The organism is Streptomyces sp. NPDC002787 (genome assembly GCF_053592095.1).
Genome location: NZ_JBSFVC010000024.1, coordinates 92,884 through 109,959, shown reverse-complemented (window position 1 = coordinate 109,959; position 17,076 = coordinate 92,884). Strand labels below are relative to the sequence as shown.

Genomic DNA, 17,076 nt, shown 5'->3' with positions numbered 1-17,076 from the left:
ATCCCTACGGAACGGCACCACACACTATGCGGTCGTTGTGGGGGACATCCGATGGAACGGCAACGGTTTCGCTACGAGCTTTCTGATCTGGCAATTCATCCGGAGAGCCACGGATCTGACGACCCCTCGCGTCCGGCCCTGTCGGGGGCTGCCCGGCTGGTGAGCGGTCAGGAGTCCTGACCCAGCACTCCTGGGTCAGGACTCCCGGGTCGGGACTCCTGGGTCAGGCCGAGGGCCACGGCCAGTTCGCCGAGGCACTGTTCGAAGAGCGGTTCCATGTCGGTCAGGACGAAGTCCATCTGGCGGAGGACTTCCAGGCACAGCAGTCCGTAGAGCCTGCTCCAGCCGGTCACGTACACGTGCAGCGCTTCCGGGGGCAGCCGCTCGTCGATCAGACGGGAGTACGCGCGCAGCTGCTCGCGCAGGGACTCTGGCAGTTCGTCCAGAGCGGGAACCGGGAACGGCTGGGTGTTCCACGCCTCGACGATCATGTCGAGGAAGACATACGCGAAGCGCAGGCCGGCCTGGTACCGGGCGGAGTCGGGCTGGTGCTGTGCGCCGCTCATGGGGCTCGCGAAGATCCACTCGAACTCGGCGGGATGGGACACGGCCCAGGAGCGCATCGCGCGGCACGCGGCCAGGAGCCGCTCCGCGAGCGGGGCGTCCGCGTGCTTGTCCCGGTCGCGCTCCATGGCCTCGGCCAGTTCCTGGAAGAAGTCCGTGGTCACCGCGTCCACCAGGGCGTCCCGGCTCGCGTAGTAGTGGTAGAGCGATGGCCCGCTCATGCCCATCTCGCGCGCCACCGCGTTGATCGTGACCGCGGCCGACCCCTTGTCGGCCAGGAGCGTCCGAGCGGTCTGGTGGATCTCTCTCAGGGTGGCCTCGCGCATCCGGTCGCGTCGGCCCGTCCCCTGCTTGCTCATGAAACACCCGCCTTCATGGCGTCAGCCTAGAGGCTCTAGAGTTACCTAGACCTACTAGGTGACAGTGGCTACGTCTGCTGGACCTTCGGGTCGCCGCTCGGACCGCAAAGGCGGACAAGTTATGCACAGCCAAGACATCCCAAGAGAGATCGTTCGTGTGAGGAGGGAGGAGCCATACGTCCATGCGTTCGTGACCGTGCCGGTGTGGCACAACCCGCGTGCCGGTCAGGGGCGTCCGTCCCACGATCATCTCACCCCACCCTTGGACGCGAGGACCGTCGACCGCTCCGGGCGCATGGCAGCCCTGCTGCTCACCATGTCGGCGCTGGCCATGGCCGCCTTCGTCGCCTCGTACACGACGATTCCCCCCGACGCGGCGGTCGTCGTCTTCCCTCTCGGGCAGGTCGAGGCGCTGAACTTCTCGCTGGGCATGACCCTGGGCGTGGCGCTGAGCTGTCTCGGAGCGCGCGCCCACTGCTGGGCCCGTGGCCCCGATGGCCCTGGCCGAGACCACCGCCCGGCGCCTGTGGTCCGAGGGCACGCGGCTCATCAACCCGACGACGAATCAGCCGCTGCGTCCCTCGGACCTCGCCGTCGGCTCGATCGTCTCCGCCACACCCGAGGCCGTGCACAGCCACGGTGAGAACGTCCGGTCCGAGATCGACAAGGCGACCCTGATCGTCGTCCGGCTCCGGCCGGACGACATCGAGGACCGGAAAGCGAACTCGACTGGTCACAGGAGGCCATCGTCGCCTTCTCGAAGATCTGCACCCACGCAGGGTGCCCGATCACGCACCACAACGAGCAGACGCACCACGTGCTGTGCCCCTGCCACCAGTCCAGTTTCGACCTCTCCGACGGTGCCCGAGTGATCTTCGGCCCCGCTCCTCGCGCCCTGCCGCACCTGCGTGTCGGCGTGAACGACGAGGGCTACCTGGAGGCGTTCGGCGACTTCGAAGAGCCCGTCGGTCCTGCTTTCCGGGAGCACGCTTGAGCACCGAGTCCACCACCGAAACGCCCGCGCGGGGCAAGGCACCGGCCGGCGAGCGCCTCGCCGACTGGGCCGACGGCAGGCTGGGGATCTACACCCTGGCCAAGGCCAACATGCGCAAGATCTTTCCCGACCACTGGTCGTTCATGCTGGGCGAGATCTGCCTCTACAGCTTCCTCATTGTGATCCTCACGGGTGTGTATCTGACGCTGTTCTTCCACCCGTCGATGAACGAGGTGGAGTACAACGGCAGTTACGTCCCGCTCCAGGGGCAGCTGATGAGCGAGGCGTACAAGTCCACGCTGGACATCAGTTTCGAGGTCCGCGGTGGTCTGCTGATCCGGCAGATCCACCACTGGGCCGCCTTGGTCTTCATCGCGGGCATGTTCGTGCACATGATGCGGGTGTTCTTCACCGGCGCGTTCCGCAAGCCGCGCGAGGTCAACTGGATCTTCGGCTTCCTGCTGCTCTTCCTGGGCATGTTCACCGGCTTCACCGGCTACTCGCTCCCGGACGACCTGCTCTCCGGCACCGGTCTGCACTTCATGGAGGGCGCGATCCTGTCGGTCCCGATCGTCGGGACCTACCAGTCCTTCTTCCTCTTCGGTGGCGAGTACCCCGGGCACGACCTGATCCCGCGCTTCTACTCGATCCACGTCCTGCTGCTGCCGGGCATCATGCTCGGCCTCGTGGTAGCGCACCTGATCCTGGTCTTCTACCAGAAGCACACGCAGTACGCCGGGCCCGGCAAGTCGAACGAGAACGTGGTCGGTATGCCGCTGCTGCCGGTCTACATGGCCAAGGCCGGAGGCTTCTTCTTCCTGGTCTTCGGGGTCATCGCGGCCATCGCGGCGATCGCCACGATCAATCCGATCTGGGCCTTCGGCCCGTACCGGGCCGATCAGGTGGCCGCGGGTTCCCAGCCCGACTGGTACATGGGCTTCGCCGAGGGACTGCTGCGCATCATGCCCGGCTGGAGATCAACCTGTGGGGCCACACGCTCGCCCTGGGCGTGTTCGTCCCGCTTGCCGCCTTCCCTGTGGTCATGGCCGCTCTCGCGGTCTACCCGTTCATCGAGTCCTGGGTCACGGGCGACAAACGCGAGCACCACATCCTGGACCGCCCGCGCAACGCCCCGACCCGTACGGCCTTCGGTGTCGCCTGGCTGACCGCCTATTTCGTGGCGATGATCGCCGGCGGCAACGACATCATCGCCACCCATCTCCACCTCTCCCTCAACGCGATCACCTGGTTCTCCCGGATCTTCTTCTTCGCCGGCCCGGTCATCGCGTTCGTTGTCACCAAGCGGATCTGCCTGGGCCTGCAGCACCGGGACCGGGACAAGGTGCTGCACGGCCGCGAGACCGGCATCATCAAGCGCCTCCCGCACGGTGAGTTCATCGAGGTCCACGCCCCGCTCAGCCAGGAGGAACTGCACACGCTCACCGCGCACGAGCAGTACCAGCCGGCCGAGATCGGTCGGGCGGTCGACGAGAACGGTGTCGCCCGCAAGATCACGCGCCGCGAGAAGCTCCGCGCCAAGCTGAGCAGGAGCTACTACGGACAGGACGGCCAGATCACCAAGCCGACCATCGAGGAGTACGAGGAGATCCCGAGCGGTCACGGACACCCCGGACACCACTGATCACCGGCGTCACCGGCGTCACCGGCGCCGGTGACGCCGGTCGCGCCGGTCCGCGCCGTACGGCAGCGGAAGGGGTACGCCCGAGGGGCGGGCGGGCCCTGTGGTTTGAATGACCTGGCGGGCAAGCCGCGAAGCCGGCCGTCGAACCCTGCGTCCGTCGCTGCTTGACCGCCGACGCGTGCACCGGGTCGTGATGGACGGCCTGGTCGGCGGCACGGAGTTCTGTCGGGACGTGCATCACGCGATCTGTCCGTCGAGGTCCTCGGCCGCGCCCTGCCGGCCCCGTCGGCCCTCGCCCCGGTCGGCGTACTGTCGATCATGCACCCGGCCGCTGAGCCGACGGCCGCCCGGGCCGCCGCACAACGCGTGCCGGACACCCTTCATCGGTGTCCAGCGCGCCGGTGGAGCAGGTCGAGGAGGCGATGGGGGACGCGGAGCGCTGGTTCCCGCTGTGCTGGCTGAAGGGCCCCGCGGTGGCCCGGAGCGTCTGCACCGGGCGAAGGCGGCCGGGCAAGGCATACCTGCCGTTCCTGCAGGGCGTCGGCACGGGTCCGCCGGCTCTGCCCGGCGCCCTGTGCTGAACCTCAGGTCGGGCCGCCGGGCGGTATGTCCCCCGGGTGGCCAGGCAGGCGCCGAAGTGCGGCGACAGACATCGCCACCGGGAATGGGGGTCCAACCGGCGACCTTGAGGTAGCTGCGGATCTCGTCGAAACCAAAGGTCCGGCTTTCGGGACGCCACGTCAGTTCGCCTCCGCGACGGAGGTTGAGTACCGCGGCACCGCTGGATCTCCACGCCCTTGGAGATCCGCGTGACGGTCCATGGCGAGGTGTGCAGGATCGGTCGGGCGGCTGAAGAGACTCTGACGGAATCAGACTGATGTCGCCATCGGACGTCAAATGCCTCTGGACCTGGGTTTGCAGTGGACCGTCAACGGTTCCGTCACGGCAAGGATCTTCGCCTCACCCGCTTCCCCGTGCCAGCCGCGTCGTTGGTACCGACGGGGGACCCGCCGGTGCTCGGTGCCCCGTGCCAACTCGCCTCTGAACAGCGGGAGGAAATGCAGTCGTGGCGGTGACCGAGTCTCTGGTGGCGCCGGTGGGGCGCGAGCCCGAGCGAGCGCGTTCGGGACACGAGGACGAACTGGTGCGCACACGGCGGCAGCGCGGTGGGGCGCGCTCGGCACACGAAGGGCTTCTGCGGCGGCAGGCCGCGCGCGAGTCGGCGGCGCGCACCTATGCGCGTGCCTTGCCCATCGTGCCGGTACGCGCACGCGGGCTGACCATCGAGGGCGCCGACGGCCGCCGCTATCTCGACTGTCTGTCCGGCGCAGGCACCCTGGCCCTCGGCCACAACCACCCCGTCGTTCTCGAAGCGATTCGCAGAGTCCTCGATTCGGGCGCCCCACTGCACGTCCTCGACCTCGCCACCCCCGTCGAGGACGCCTTCACCACCGAACTCTTTCGCACCCTTCCGTCCGGACTCGCCGACCGCGCACGCGTCCAGTTCTGTGGGCCGACCGACACGGACGCGGTCGAGGCAGCCTTCCGGCTGGTCCGGGCGGCGACCGGCCGCACCGGAATGCTCGCCTTCACCGGCGCCCACCACGGCATGACCACCGCGGGACCCGAAGCGGCCGGTGGCGCACGTGACGTACGGATGGCACGCCTGCCGTATCCCCAGGGCTACCGCTGCCCGATCGGCGTCGGCGGTGCCCGTGGTGCCGAACTCGCCGCCCGCTGGACGGAGTCCGCCCTCGACGACGCCACGTCCGGCGTACCGCTCCCCTCCGGGATGATCCTTGAACCCGTCCTGGGGGAGGGTGGCGTCATCCCCGCCCCGGACGGCTGGCTGCGCCGCATGCGCGAGATCACCGCCGCACGCTCGATCCCGTTGATCGCCGACGAGACCCAGACGGGCGTGGGCCGCACGGGCCGCTTCTGGGCAGTGGAGCACAGTGGTGTCGTCCCCGATGTGATGGTCCTGTCCAAGGCCATCGGCGGCAGCCTTCCCCTCGCCGTCGTGGTCTACCGGGACGACCTCGACGTCTGGCAGCCCGGCACGCACGCGAGCACCTTCCACGGCAACCAACTCGCCATGGCCGCCGGCGCCGCCACCCTCGCCCACGTCCGCGAGAACGGCCTCGCCGAACGCGCCGAAACTCTCGGTGCACGCATTCTCACCCAACTCCACGACCTCACCAAGCAGTTCACCTGCGTCGGCGACGTACGGGGACGGGGCCTGATGATCGGCATCGAAATGGTCACCCCGGATGCCCGTCCTCCCTCCGACGACACCGGCCCACGCGCACCCGCCCCCTCCCTCGCCGCCGCCGTCCAACGCGAGTGCCTCCGCCGCGGCCTGATCGTCGAACTCGGCGGCCGCCACGCCGGTGTCGTGCGCCTTCTCCCGCCCCTCACGATCACCGACGAACAGACGGATGCCGTGCTCGACCGCCTGACGGACGCGATCGCCTCCGTGGCCGCCGCCGCTGTGGCGCGGCGCCCACGAAGCCTGCTGCCCGAGCCGACCGGAGGACCTGGACGCACGCCGGGCGGATAACTGCGGAGCCGACCCGCCGAGCCGCCGGGCCCAGGCATCACCCCACCCCCGAACCAACCGCCCAAACCAGGCACTGCCCCGCACCACCACCGCCCCACACCCCTCCCGCACAACCCTCACCCCGCACGACCGCACAAACCCGCGACTGCCGTCCCGCACGAGCAACCCCAGGAACCGCCTTGAACCCGCCGCCCGCCCCCGAGGCCAGCACCCACGATCACGTAGATCACACACACGATCTCGAGACAAAAGCCCGCCTTCCGCAGCCCACGCCCCCACCGACCGCCGAGCCCTCCCCCCACCAGGCTGCCCTGCGGCCCGGCCTGGGCGAGCGGGGCTCGGGGCAGATCGGCCCAGGTTCCTGCCAGGCCGAGCGAAGGTCGGGCCAGGCCACCCCGGTTTCCCGGCACGCCGCCCCAGGCCCTGCTCAGCCCGAGCGGGGAGCCGGCGAGCCCGAGTCGGCTTCGCCCCCTGCCCCGCCGATCTCCTTCCAAGCCATGCCCGTTCACAAGCCGATCGAGCCACCTCACGAACGCCTCCAGCCGATCCCCCGCCAAGCCGCCGAAACCCGGGCCATCGAGTCTCTGCGCACCCTCGCCACCGACCCGTTGAACCACCCCGATCCGCACATCGCGGCGCAGGCGGCAGCTATTGAGAACCTGTTGCGTTGCTGGGTACGCGAGCACAACCTCACCTCCCCCCACGACGGCACCCTCCACATCCCCCTCCCCACCTCCGGCACGAGACTCCTCGCCCCGGTGCACTACTGGTCCCCGACCGGCTGGCACCGCTTCGGCCTCCCACACCTCGTAGGCACCCCCGAGGCCGCACCGCCCGTCGACGCGGTGACGGTGGCGGCCCTGCTGGCCAGGGAATCGGCTGCACGCTCCTCGCCCCTGACGGCCGCCCCCGAGCTCAGCCCGACGTCAGCGCCCATCCCCGCGCCCGACCACATGGATCAGCCGCACCAAGGCAATCCACTTGCCCAACGAGATCCGATCGCCCAATTCGACCGTCCTGACCAGCTCAACCGGTCCAACCCGCTCACGCTGCCCGAGCAGCTCAACCTGCCCGACCAGCTGGACCTGGTCGGCAGGGTCGCCGACTCAGTCCGACGAGTCGCCGTGTTCATCACCGAGCGCCGGGCCGAGCCCAGTGACGATCCGGACCGGTTCCTCGCCGCCGAGCAGGCCCTCGTCCTCGGCCATCCGCTGCACCCCACCCCGAAAAGCCGGGAGGGACTCTCCGAGGCCGAAGCGTGGCTCTACTCATCGGAGTTGCGTGGCTCCTTTCCCTTGCACTGGTTGGCGATCGCCCCGTCCGTCGTGTCGTCCGACTCGGCATGGACCGAGCGCGGTCGTGTCATCCCCGCCGAACAGCTGACCGCCAGGCTGGCCGGCCCGGGGCTGCCGCTGCCCGACGGGTACGCCGCCCTGCCCCTGCACCCCTGGCAGCTTCGCGAGGCCAAACACCGCCCGGCCGTCGCCGCCCTGATCGACGCCGGGCTGCTCCGGGACCTCGGCCCGCACGGCTCCCCGTGGCATCCCACCTCCTCCGTCCGCACCGTCCACCGCACCGGCGGCCCCGCGATGCTGAAGCTCTCGCTGGGCCTGCGCATCACCAACTCCCGTCGTGAGAGCCTCCGCAAGGAACTCCACCGCGGCGTCGAGGTCCACCGTCTGCTGCGCACCGGCCTGGCCAAGCAGTGGCAGGCGGTCCACCCCGGGTTCGACATCGTCCGCGACCCGGCCTGGCTGGCGGTCACCGCACCGGACGGCGAGCCCGTGCCCGGCCTCGACGTGGTGATCCGGCACAACCCCTTCGGCCCGACGGACGACGCGTCCTGTGTCGCGGGACTCGTGTCACCGAGGCCGTACGCCTCTGGCGGACCACAGACGGATCACCACGATGAGCCGCAGAAGCGCTTGACCGACCAGGAGCCGGAGCGTCTCGGCAGCCCCCTCCGACAGCCGCACGACACGCTTCCCCGTCACACACCTCCCCCTCACACCCCTCTCCACCAGACCATGCGGTCGCGGCTCGCCGATCTGGTCACCCGCCTCGCCGTGCGCACCGGACGACCGCTGAGTGCGGTCTCCGTCGAGTGGTTCCTGCGCTATCTGGAGCAGGTCGTGCGGCCGGTGCTGTGGCTGGACAGCGAGGCGGGGATCGCCCTCGAAGCACACCAGCAGAACACGCTCGTCCTGCTGGACCCCGACGGCTGGCCCAGAGGCGGCCGGTACCGCGACAACCAGGGCTACTACTTCCGCGAGTCCCGCCGCGCGGATCTCGACGCCCGGCTGCGCGGTATCGGCGAGCGCAGCGACACGTTCGTCTCCGACGAGGTGACCGACGAACGGTTCGCCTATTACCTCGGCATCAACAACGTGCTCGGCCTGATCGGTGCATTCGGCTCTCAGAGCCTGGCTGACGAGCGGCTCCTGCTCGCCGCCTTCCGCCGCTTCCTCACCGATGTGGCCACCGGCCCCGCCCGGCTGAACACGCCCCTGCCGGCCCGGCTGCTCGACTCACCCGTCCTGCGCTGCAAGGCCAACCTGCTGACCCGCCTCCACGGTCTCGACGAACTCGTCGGCCCGGTGGACACCCAGTCCGTCTACGTCACCATCGCCAACCCCCTCCATCTCTGACCAGCCGCTCACCCCGCCTGTCAGTCCAGCCGTCTCCGTAATCCGACTCCCTTCAGCCCGAGGAACATGACTCACCCGATCTCCTGAGAGGAGCGTCGCCGTGCCTCCCACCGACGCGAGCACCGCCACCGGCACCGCCTCGACCCCGAGCAACGAGGACACGCTCGAACTGCGCCTGCCCGACGACTTCCTCGCCCTCATGGCCGCGGACGGCGACTCGTACGGCGGCGGGGCCGAAGCGGGAGGGGAGGCCCCTCCGGTCAAGGGCGAGCTGCTCGACCACCTCGTCGACTGGGGGCCGGTCGTCACCCCGGTGGGCACCCTCCATCTCGTCCCCGTCCGCGTCGAACGGGACCTCCCGCTGATCTCCCGGTGGATGAACGACTCCGCCGTAGCTTCCTACTGGAAGCTCGCGGGACCCGAGAGTGTGACCGCGGGCCACCTCCGGGCCCAGCTCGAGGGTGACGGCCGCAGCCTGCCCTGCCTCGGGCTGCTGGGCGGCACGCCGATGAGCTACTGGGAGATCTACCGGGCCGACCTCGACCCCGTCGCCCGCCACTACCCCGCCCGCCCGCACGACACCGGAATCCACCTCCTGATCGGCCCCGTGGCCCGCAGGGGACGGGGGCTCGGCTCCACCCTGCTCCGTGCCGTCGCCGATCTCGTCCTAGACAAGAGACCGTCCTGTGCCCGTGTCATCGCTGAACCCGACCTTCGCAACTTCCCCTCCGTCTCCGCTTTTCTGAGCGCAGGATTCCGGTTCTCCGCCGAGGTCGACCTGCCCGACAAGCGGGCCGCCCTCATGGTCAGGGACCGTCTCCTGCGTGATCTGATGTAGATCCGATGTGATCTGCTGTGACGTCGTCATTTCTGGTACACCGCTCGCGCCGAGCCGGTTCCCGGACGGGCCGACTCGTTTTCCGGTCGAGCCGAATCGATTTCCGACGGCCGGCGTGCGTCCGCGCAGCCGACTCGCGAAACGGCCCCTCCTGTCGAAGAGAACCCGGTCTTGATTCCGCCCCTCATGCCTCACGCTTCCGCCTTGACCACTCGTTTGTCAGTGGCGAGCCGTAGGGTGGTCGCGCTATGACGAAGCCCTCACTCCACGAACTCCTGCATGCTGCCGTCACCGCTGTCGGCGGCACGGAGCGCCCCGGCCAGGTGACCATGGCCGAAGCCGTCGCGGAGGCGATCGACGACGGCTCCCATCTGCTGGTCCAGGCGGGCACCGGCACGGGAAAGTCGCTCGGCTATCTGGTGCCCGCGCTCGCCCAGGGAGAGCGGGTCGTCGTCGCGACGGCGACTCTGGCGCTGCAGCGCCAGCTCGTGGAGCGGGACCTGCCGAGAACGGTCGACGCGCTGCACCCGCTGCTGCGCCGCCGCCCCGAGTTCGCGATGCTGAAGGGCCGGTCGAACTACCTGTGCCTGCACCGCCTGAACGAAGGCGTGCCGCAGGACGAGGAGGAGGGCCTCTTCGATCAGTTCGAGGCGGCCGCGCCCACCAGCAAGCTGGGCCAGGACCTGCTGCGGCTGCGGGACTGGTCGCAGGAGACCGAGACCGGCGACCGCGACGACCTCACCCCAGGTGTGTCCGACCGAGCCTGGGCACAGATCTCCGTGTCGTCCAGGGAGTGCCTGGGCGCCTCCAAGTGCGCGTACGGCGCGGAGTGCTTCGCCGAGATGGCCCGGGAGCGAGCCAAGCTCTCCGAGGTCGTCGTCACCAATCACGCGCTGCTCGCGATCGACGCCATCGAGGGCGCGCCGGTGCTCCCGCAGCACGAGGTGCTGATCGTGGACGAGGCGCATGAACTCGTCTCGCGGGTGACAGGCGTGGCGACGGGCGAGCTCACCCCGGGCCAGGTCAACCGCGCTGTGAAGCGGGCGGCGAAGCTGGTGAACGAGAAGGCCGCCGACCAGTTGCAGACCGCCGCCGAGGGGTTCGAGCGGGTCATGGAGCTGGCCCTGCCGGGGCGTCTGGAGGAGATCCCGGAGGACCTGGCGTACGTCCTGATGGCGTTGCGCGATGCCGCTCGCACGGTGATCTCGGCGCTCGGCAGCACCCGCGACAAGTCCGTCCAGGACGAGGACGCGGTCCGTAAGCAGGCCCTGGCCGCCGTGGAGAACGTGCACGACGTCGCGGAGCGGATCACCAACGGTTCCGAGTGGGACGTCGTCTGGTACGAACGCCATGACCGCTTCGGCGCGTCCCTGCGCGTGGCCCCCATGTCCGTCTCGGGTCTCCTCAGAGAGAAGCTCTTCGCGGACCGTTCCGTCACCCTGACCTCGGCCACGCTCAAGCTGGGCGGCGACTTCAACGGCGTAGGGGCGTCGCTGGGTCTGGCGCCCGAGGGCACCCAGGGAGACGACATTCCCCAGTGGAAGGGCGTGGACGTCGGCTCGCCGTTCGACTATCCGAGACAAGGCATCCTCTATGTCGCCAAGCATCTGTCGCGTCCCGCGCGTGACGGCGACCGGGCGGACATGCTGGATGAGCTCACGGAGCTGATCCAGGCGGCCGGCGGCCGTACGCTCGGCCTCTTCTCGTCGATGCGGGCAGCCCAGCTGGCGGCGGAGGAGTTGCGCGTCCGGATTCCCGAGTACCCGATCCTCCTGCAGGGCGAGGAGACCCTCGGAGAGCTGATCAAGGGGTTCGCGGCCGACCCGAAGACCTGTCTCTTCGGCACGCTGTCGCTCTGGCAGGGCGTCGATGTGCCCGGTCCCAGCTGTCAGCTGGTCGTGATGGACAAGATCCCGTTCCCCCGCCCCGACGACCCGTTGATGAGCGCCCGCCAGAAGGCAGTCGAGGAAGCGGGCGGGAACGGCTTCATGGCTGTCGCCGCCACCCACGCGGCTCTGCTGATGGCGCAGGGCGCCGGCCGCCTCGTACGGGCACAGGGGGACCGCGGCGTGGTCGCTGTACTGGATCAGCGCCTGGCGACCGCACGGTACGGGAGCTATCTGAAGGCGTCACTGCCCGACTTCTGGTACACGACGGACCGTAACCAGGTGCGCAGGTCGCTCGCCGCGATCGACAAGGCGGCGAAGGACAAGGACAGGGACACGGAAGAGACGGAAACGGCGAAGGCATGACGAGCGGCCGTTGGCCGACCCCGACCGGGGGAGGCCAACGGCCGCTCGTCATCACCGGGCTCAGGGTCCGGACTGAGGTTCTTCACCGGGCCCTGGACAGCCCAGGGCCCCGGAACCGGCGCAGTGGATTCCGGGGCCCGGATCAGGGGCGGGGTTTCGGCCACGGGCGACCGTCCGCCGTTGGGTGTCAGACGCGGCGCAGGACCGCCACCACCTTGCCGAGGATGGTCGCGTCGTCACCCGGGATGGGCTCGTAGGCGGCGTTGTGCGGCAGCAGCCAGACGTGGCCGTCCTCTCGCTTGAAGCGCTTGACCGTGGCCTCGCCGTCCAGCATGGCCGCCACGATGTCGCCGTTCTCGGCGACGGGCTGACGGCGGACCGTCACCCAGTCCCCGTCACAGATCGCGGCCTCGATCATGGAATCGCCGACGACCTTCAGGACGAAGAGTTCTCCGTCGCCCACCAGCTGGCGGGGGAGCGGGAACACGTCCTCGACCGATTCCTCGGCCAGGATCGGGCCGCCGGCGGCGATCCGGCCGACGAGCGGCACGTACGACGCGGCCGGCTTGCCCGCGGTGTCCGTAGGCTGCGCCGAGGACTGGTCGGAACCGCGGACCTCGTACGCACGCGGCCGGTGCGGGTCGCGGCGTAGGAAGCCCTTGCGCTCCAGTGCCATCAGTTGATGTGCCACGGAGGATGTGCTGGACAGGCCGACGGCCTGTCCGATCTCCCGCATCGACGGCGGGTATCCGCGCCGCTGCACCGAGTCCCTGATCACCTCGATGACTCGGCGCTGCCGGTCGGTGAGCCCGGAGCTGTCCGCCCTGATGCCTGGAGGTCGGCCGGGCAGGGCTCGCTTGGGCCCTTCATGGTTCGTGGCTTCGTTCATTGCATGCACCGGCTCGAGTCGGCTCTGGGAGCGGTCCTGGGCAGTGATGGTGGCACTGTCAGCGGTGGTGGTCACGTCGGCCCCTCTCGATGGTCTCCCGTGCAGCACAACGGTAGTTGCTTTCGAAAGGTTGCGCCAAACACACGTTCGAGTGAAAAACCGTGGATTGTCTGACGTGACCATGTGCCTGGGTGTAGAGGCTCGCTGCCCGGCGGACAAAAGCGCTGATTGTTGTACTCTTCACCGCCGGGACGAAGGCCTTGTGGGCCGCTGTCGCCTCGTGGCCCAGTCTGCCACCCGGTGCTCCGTCGGCCGGGAACCGGCCCCTTTTCCGTGGCGTCCCCCAGTGGCCCCGCCCGCTCCGCGACCGTCCGGCTGCGCTCTGCGACGACGCTTCCGTCTGGCACATGCCCATACGTGGGCGACACGCGCGTCGTGGGCGGATTTACGTGCCAGGCCCTACATCTAGTGCTTGGATTGCTGTAACGGCCCAGAAGTTGTGGTCCCCCCGGTCCTCGGGTCCTTGGTCATCCCCTATGCTTGGGGCTGCTTCCGCGGGGTCCAAGTGGCCCGTGGGGCTATCGAGTCGTGCTGTGAGGAGGGTTGGAGTTATGCACTGTCCCTTCTGCAGGCACCCCGACAGCCGCGTCGTCGACAGTCGTACGACGGACGACGGCACGTCGATCCGCAGGCGCCGTCAGTGTCCCGACTGCTCCCGTCGTTTCACGACGGTGGAGACGTGCTCGCTGATGGTGGTCAAGCGGTCCGGCGTGACCGAGCCCTTCAGCCGTACCAAGGTCATCAACGGCGTCCGCAAGGCATGCCAGGGACGGCCTGTCACCGAGGACGCGCTCGCCCAGCTCGGCCAACGGGTCGAGGAGGCGGTGCGCGCGACCGGAAGCGCCGAACTGACCACCCACGACGTGGGTCTGGCCATACTCGGCCCGCTGCAGGAACTCGACCTCGTCGCCTACTTGCGGTTCGCCTCGGTCTACCGGGCGTTCGACTCGCTGGAGGACTTCGAGGCCGCCATCGCGGAACTCAGGGAAGAGCAGGAGAAGCGCCCCGACGCGAACGACGAGGACGTCGAGATCGCGGTCGCGGAGCGCCCGGAGAACGACCGCGGGTCCGGAGGGGCTACCCAAGTCCCCGTGCCCGCCAACGCCGCCGACTGACGGCGGGCCGCACCGCCGGACCAGTGGGTCCGGTCGGTCGGTGGCGATCCAGACCTGTCGCGGACGGCTGTGTCGGCCGGGTCGCGACACAAGACAGAAACACCGTGTCACGGGAACAAAGTGGCACTTCAGGGCGTTTTCGCCCGTACAGGGAGGCGGCATGACAGAGACGGCGAGCGGTCCGGCACGGAGTTCCCGCGCCAAGGGCACCAAGGCGAGCAAGGGCCTGCGTATCGAGCGCATCCACACGACTCCCGGCGTGCATCCGTACGACGAGGTGGAGTGGGCGCGCCGTGACGTCGTCATGACCAACTGGCGCGACGGCTCGGTCAACTTCGAGCAGCGTGGCGTCGAGTTCCCCGAGTTCTGGTCGGTGAACGCGGTCAACATCGTCACCAGCAAGTACTTCCGCGGTGCCGTCGGCACCCCGCAGCGCGAGGTGAGCCTGAAGCAGCTCATCGACCGCATCGTGAAGACGTACCGGAAGGCCGGCGAGGACTACAAGTACTTCGCGTCACCCGCCGACGCCGAGATCTTCGAGCACGAACTGGCGTACGCCCTCCTGCACCAGATCTTCAGCTTCAACAGCCCTGTCTGGTTCAACGTGGGTACCCCGCAGCCCCAGCAGGTCTCCGCCTGCTTCATCCTGGCCGTCGACGACTCCATGGAGTCGATCCTCGACTGGTACAAGGAAGAGGGCATGATCTTCAAGGGCGGCTCCGGTGCCGGCCTGAACCTCTCCCGTATCCGTTCCTCCAAGGAACTGCTCTCCTCCGGCGGCAACGCCTCCGGTCCCGTCTCCTTCATGCGCGGCGCCGACGCCTCCGCAGGAACGATCAAGTCGGGCGGTGCCACCCGTCGTGCCGCCAAGATGGTCGTCCTCGACGTGGACCACCCGGACGTCGAGGACTTCATCGCCACCAAGGTGAAGGAAGAGGAGAAGATCCGCGCCCTGCGCGACGCGGGCTTCGACATGGACCTCGGCGGCGACGACATCACGTCCGTCCAGTACCAGAACGCCAACAACTCGGTCCGTGTGAACGACGAGTTCATGACGGCCGTCGAGAACGGCACCGAGTTCGGCCTCCGCGCCCGTATGACCGGCGAGATCATCGAGAAGGTCGACGCCAAGGCGCTGTTCCGCAAGCTCGCCGAGGCCGCGTGGGCCTGTGCCGACCCGGGCATCCAGTACGACGGTGTGATCAACAACTGGCACACCTGCCCCGAGTCCGGGCGTATCACCGCGTCCAACCCGTGCAGCGAGTACATGCACCTGGACAACACGTCCTGCAACCTCGCCTCCCTGAACCTGATGAAGTTCCTCAAGGACGACGGGTTGGGCCACCAGTCCTTCGAGGTCGAGCGCTTCGCCAAGGTCGTCGAGCTCGTCATCACCGCGATGGACATCTCCATCTGCTTCGCCGACTTCCCGACGCAGAAGATCGGCGAGAACACCCGCGCCTTCCGCCAGCTCGGCATCGGCTACGCCAACCTCGGCGCCCTGCTGATGGCGACGGGCCACGCGTACGACTCCGACGGCGGTCGCGCCCTCGCCGGGGCCATCACCTCCCTGATGACCGGCACGGCGTACAAGCGCTCCGCGGAACTGGCGGCGGTCGTCGGCCCCTACGACGGCTACGCCCGTAACGCCGACGCCCACAACCGCGTCATGAAGCAGCACTCCGACGCCAACGGCACGGCCGTCCGCATGGACGACCTGGACACCCCGGTGTGGGCCGCCGCCACCGAGGCCTGGCAGGACGTGCTCCGCCTCGGCGAGAAGAACGGCTTCCGCAACTCGCAGGCGTCCGTGCTCGCCCCGACCGGCACCATCGGCCTCGCCATGTCGTGCGACACCACCGGTGTCGAGCCGGACCTGGCGCTGGTCAAGTTCAAGAAGCTGGTCGGCGGCGGCTCGATGCAGATCGTCAACGGCACGGTCCCGCAGGCCCTGCGCCGCCTGGGCTACCAGGAGGAGCAGATCGAGGCGATCGTCGCCCACATCGCCGACCACGGCAATGTGATCGACGCCCCCGGCCTGAAGCACGAGCACTACGAGGTGTTCGACTGCGCCATGGGCGAGCGGGCCATCTCCCCGATGGGCCACGTCCGCATGATGGCCGCGATCCAGCCGTGGATCTCCGGCGCCATCTCCAAGACGGTCAACATGCCGGAGACGGCGACCGTCGAGGAGGTCGAGGAGATTTACTTCGAGGCCTGGAAGCTCGGCGTCAAGGCGCTCGCGATCTACCGTGACAACTGCAAGGTCGGCCAGCCGCTCTCCGCCAAGACCAAGGAGACGGAGAAGGCGGAGATCACCGAGAAGGCCGAGGAGACGATCCGGGCCACGGTCGAGAAGATCGTCGAGTACCGCCCGGTCCGCAAGCGCCTGCCGAAGGGGCGTCCCGGCATCACCACGTCCTTCACCGTCGGCGGCGCCGAGGGCTACATGATCGCCAACTCCTACCCGGACGATGGCCTGGGCGAGGTCTTCCTGAAGATGTCCAAGCAGGGCTCGACGCTCGCGGGCATGATGGACGCCTTCTCGATCGCCGTGTCGGTGGGTCTGCAGTACGGCGTGCCGCTGGAGACGTACGTCTCGAAGTTCACGAACATGCGCTTCGAGCCGGCCGGTATGACGGACGACCCGGACGTGCGGATGGCGGCGTCCATCGTCGACTACATCTTCCGCCGTCTGGCGCTGGACTTCCTGCCCTTCGAGACGCGTTCCGCACTCGGCATCCACTCCGCCGAGGAGCGCCAGCGCCACCTGGAGACCGGTTCGTACGAGCCGATCGAGGAGGAGGTCGACGTCGAGGGCCTCGCGCAGTCGGCGCCGCGCCAGTCCCTGAAGGCCGTCGCCGCTCCGAAGGCCGACGAGGAGGGTGCCAAGCCCGCCCCGAAGCAGGCCCACACCAGTGCCGAGCTGGTGGAGATGCAGCTGGGCATCCAGGCCGACGCTCCGCTCTGCTTCTCCTGCGGTACGAAGATGCAGCGCGCCGGTTCCTGCTACATCTGCGAGGGCTGCGGCTCGACGAGCGGCTGCAGCTGAACATGAGCGCCGTGCAGGCGTGACATGACAGATCCGTGGGGGGGGGGGGGGAAAGCGGCGCCCCCCCCCGCCGGGCAGCCCCCCCGTGGGGGGGTTAGCCGGG

General features: G+C 68.9%; 8 protein-coding genes and 3 pseudogenes. 9 read left to right on the top strand and 2 right to left on the bottom strand.

What is annotated here, in order from left to right; genetic code table 11:
• Positions 1 to 167: 167 nt before the first annotated feature.
• Positions 168 to 923, bottom strand: a complete 756-nt coding sequence (locus tag ACWD26_RS30585) for a TetR/AcrR family transcriptional regulator (RefSeq protein ID WP_451275189.1) — start codon at positions 921 to 923, stop codon at positions 168 to 170.
• Between the two features lie 121 nt (positions 924 to 1,044).
• On the opposite strand from ACWD26_RS30585, the pseudogene ACWD26_RS30580 reads away from it, so the two are divergent.
• The 7 genes and pseudogenes from ACWD26_RS30580 (at position 1,045) to ACWD26_RS30550 (ending at position 11,857) form a co-directional block, all read left to right on the top strand.
• A pseudogene (locus tag ACWD26_RS30580) lies at positions 1,045 to 1,917 on the top strand (QcrA and Rieske domain-containing protein).
• Positions 1,914 to 3,559 (top strand): annotated as a pseudogene (gene qcrB, locus ACWD26_RS30575) (cytochrome bc1 complex cytochrome b subunit). The pseudogenes ACWD26_RS30580 and qcrB overlap by 4 nt, the downstream one beginning before the upstream one ends.
• A gap of 142 nt (positions 3,560 to 3,701) precedes the next feature.
• Positions 3,702 to 4,107, top strand: a pseudogene (locus ACWD26_RS30570) (alpha-hydroxy-acid oxidizing protein); the annotation flags it as partial.
• A 596-nt stretch (positions 4,108 to 4,703) separates the two neighbouring features.
• Complete coding sequence (locus ACWD26_RS30565; RefSeq protein WP_451275230.1) at positions 4,704 to 6,119, top strand: diaminobutyrate--2-oxoglutarate transaminase family protein; 1,416 nt, start codon at positions 4,704 to 4,706, stop codon at positions 6,117 to 6,119.
• A 497-nt stretch (positions 6,120 to 6,616) separates the two neighbouring features.
• On the top strand, positions 6,617 to 8,767 hold the full coding sequence (locus ACWD26_RS30560) for an IucA/IucC family protein (protein ID WP_451275188.1): 2,151 nt from the start codon (positions 6,617 to 6,619) through the stop codon (positions 8,765 to 8,767).
• A gap of 100 nt (positions 8,768 to 8,867) precedes the next feature.
• Entirely contained in the window at positions 8,868 to 9,605 is a 738-nt protein-coding gene (locus ACWD26_RS30555) for a GNAT family N-acetyltransferase (protein WP_451275187.1), read from the top strand.
• 248 nt (positions 9,606 to 9,853) lie between these two features.
• Positions 9,854 to 11,857, top strand: coding sequence for an ATP-dependent DNA helicase (locus ACWD26_RS30550; protein WP_451275186.1), 2,004 nt, complete (start codon positions 9,854 to 9,856; stop codon positions 11,855 to 11,857).
• A gap of 187 nt (positions 11,858 to 12,044) precedes the next feature.
• Here the strand turns inward: ACWD26_RS30550 and lexA are convergent, their stop codons facing one another.
• Positions 12,045 to 12,821 (bottom strand): transcriptional repressor LexA, encoded by a 777-nt coding sequence (gene lexA / locus ACWD26_RS30545; RefSeq protein ID WP_020114122.1) that lies wholly within the window; start codon positions 12,819 to 12,821, stop codon positions 12,045 to 12,047.
• Positions 12,822 to 13,357: 536 nt separating this feature from the next.
• Here lexA and nrdR point away from each other — a divergent pair.
• Together nrdR and ACWD26_RS30535 are read left to right on the top strand one after the other, a co-directional pair.
• The gene (gene nrdR, locus ACWD26_RS30540) at positions 13,358 to 13,921 is read left to right on the top strand and encodes a transcriptional regulator NrdR (RefSeq protein WP_451275185.1); all 564 of its coding nucleotides are present in this window, start codon (positions 13,358 to 13,360) and stop codon (positions 13,919 to 13,921) included.
• A gap of 160 nt (positions 13,922 to 14,081) precedes the next feature.
• A complete protein-coding gene (locus tag ACWD26_RS30535) occupies positions 14,082 to 16,973 on the top strand; it encodes a vitamin B12-dependent ribonucleotide reductase (RefSeq protein ID WP_451275184.1) in 2,892 nt (963 codons plus the stop codon).
• Positions 16,974 to 17,076: the final 103 nt, after the last annotated feature.

Excerpts from the sequence above, each read along its gene's own strand:
- ACWD26_RS30535 (WP_451275184.1), top strand. The coding sequence starts at position 14,082 with ATGACAGAGACGGCGAGCGGTCCGGCACGGAGTTCCCGCGCCAAGGGC.
- ACWD26_RS30585 (WP_451275189.1), bottom strand. The coding sequence starts at position 923 with ATGAGCAAGCAGGGGACGGGCCGACGCGACCGGATGCGCGAGGCCACC.
- ACWD26_RS30550 (WP_451275186.1), top strand. The coding sequence starts at position 9,854 with ATGACGAAGCCCTCACTCCACGAACTCCTGCATGCTGCCGTCACCGCT.
- nrdR (WP_451275185.1), top strand. The coding sequence starts at position 13,358 with ATGCACTGTCCCTTCTGCAGGCACCCCGACAGCCGCGTCGTCGACAGT.
- ACWD26_RS30560 (WP_451275188.1), top strand. The coding sequence starts at position 6,617 with ATGCCCGTTCACAAGCCGATCGAGCCACCTCACGAACGCCTCCAGCCG.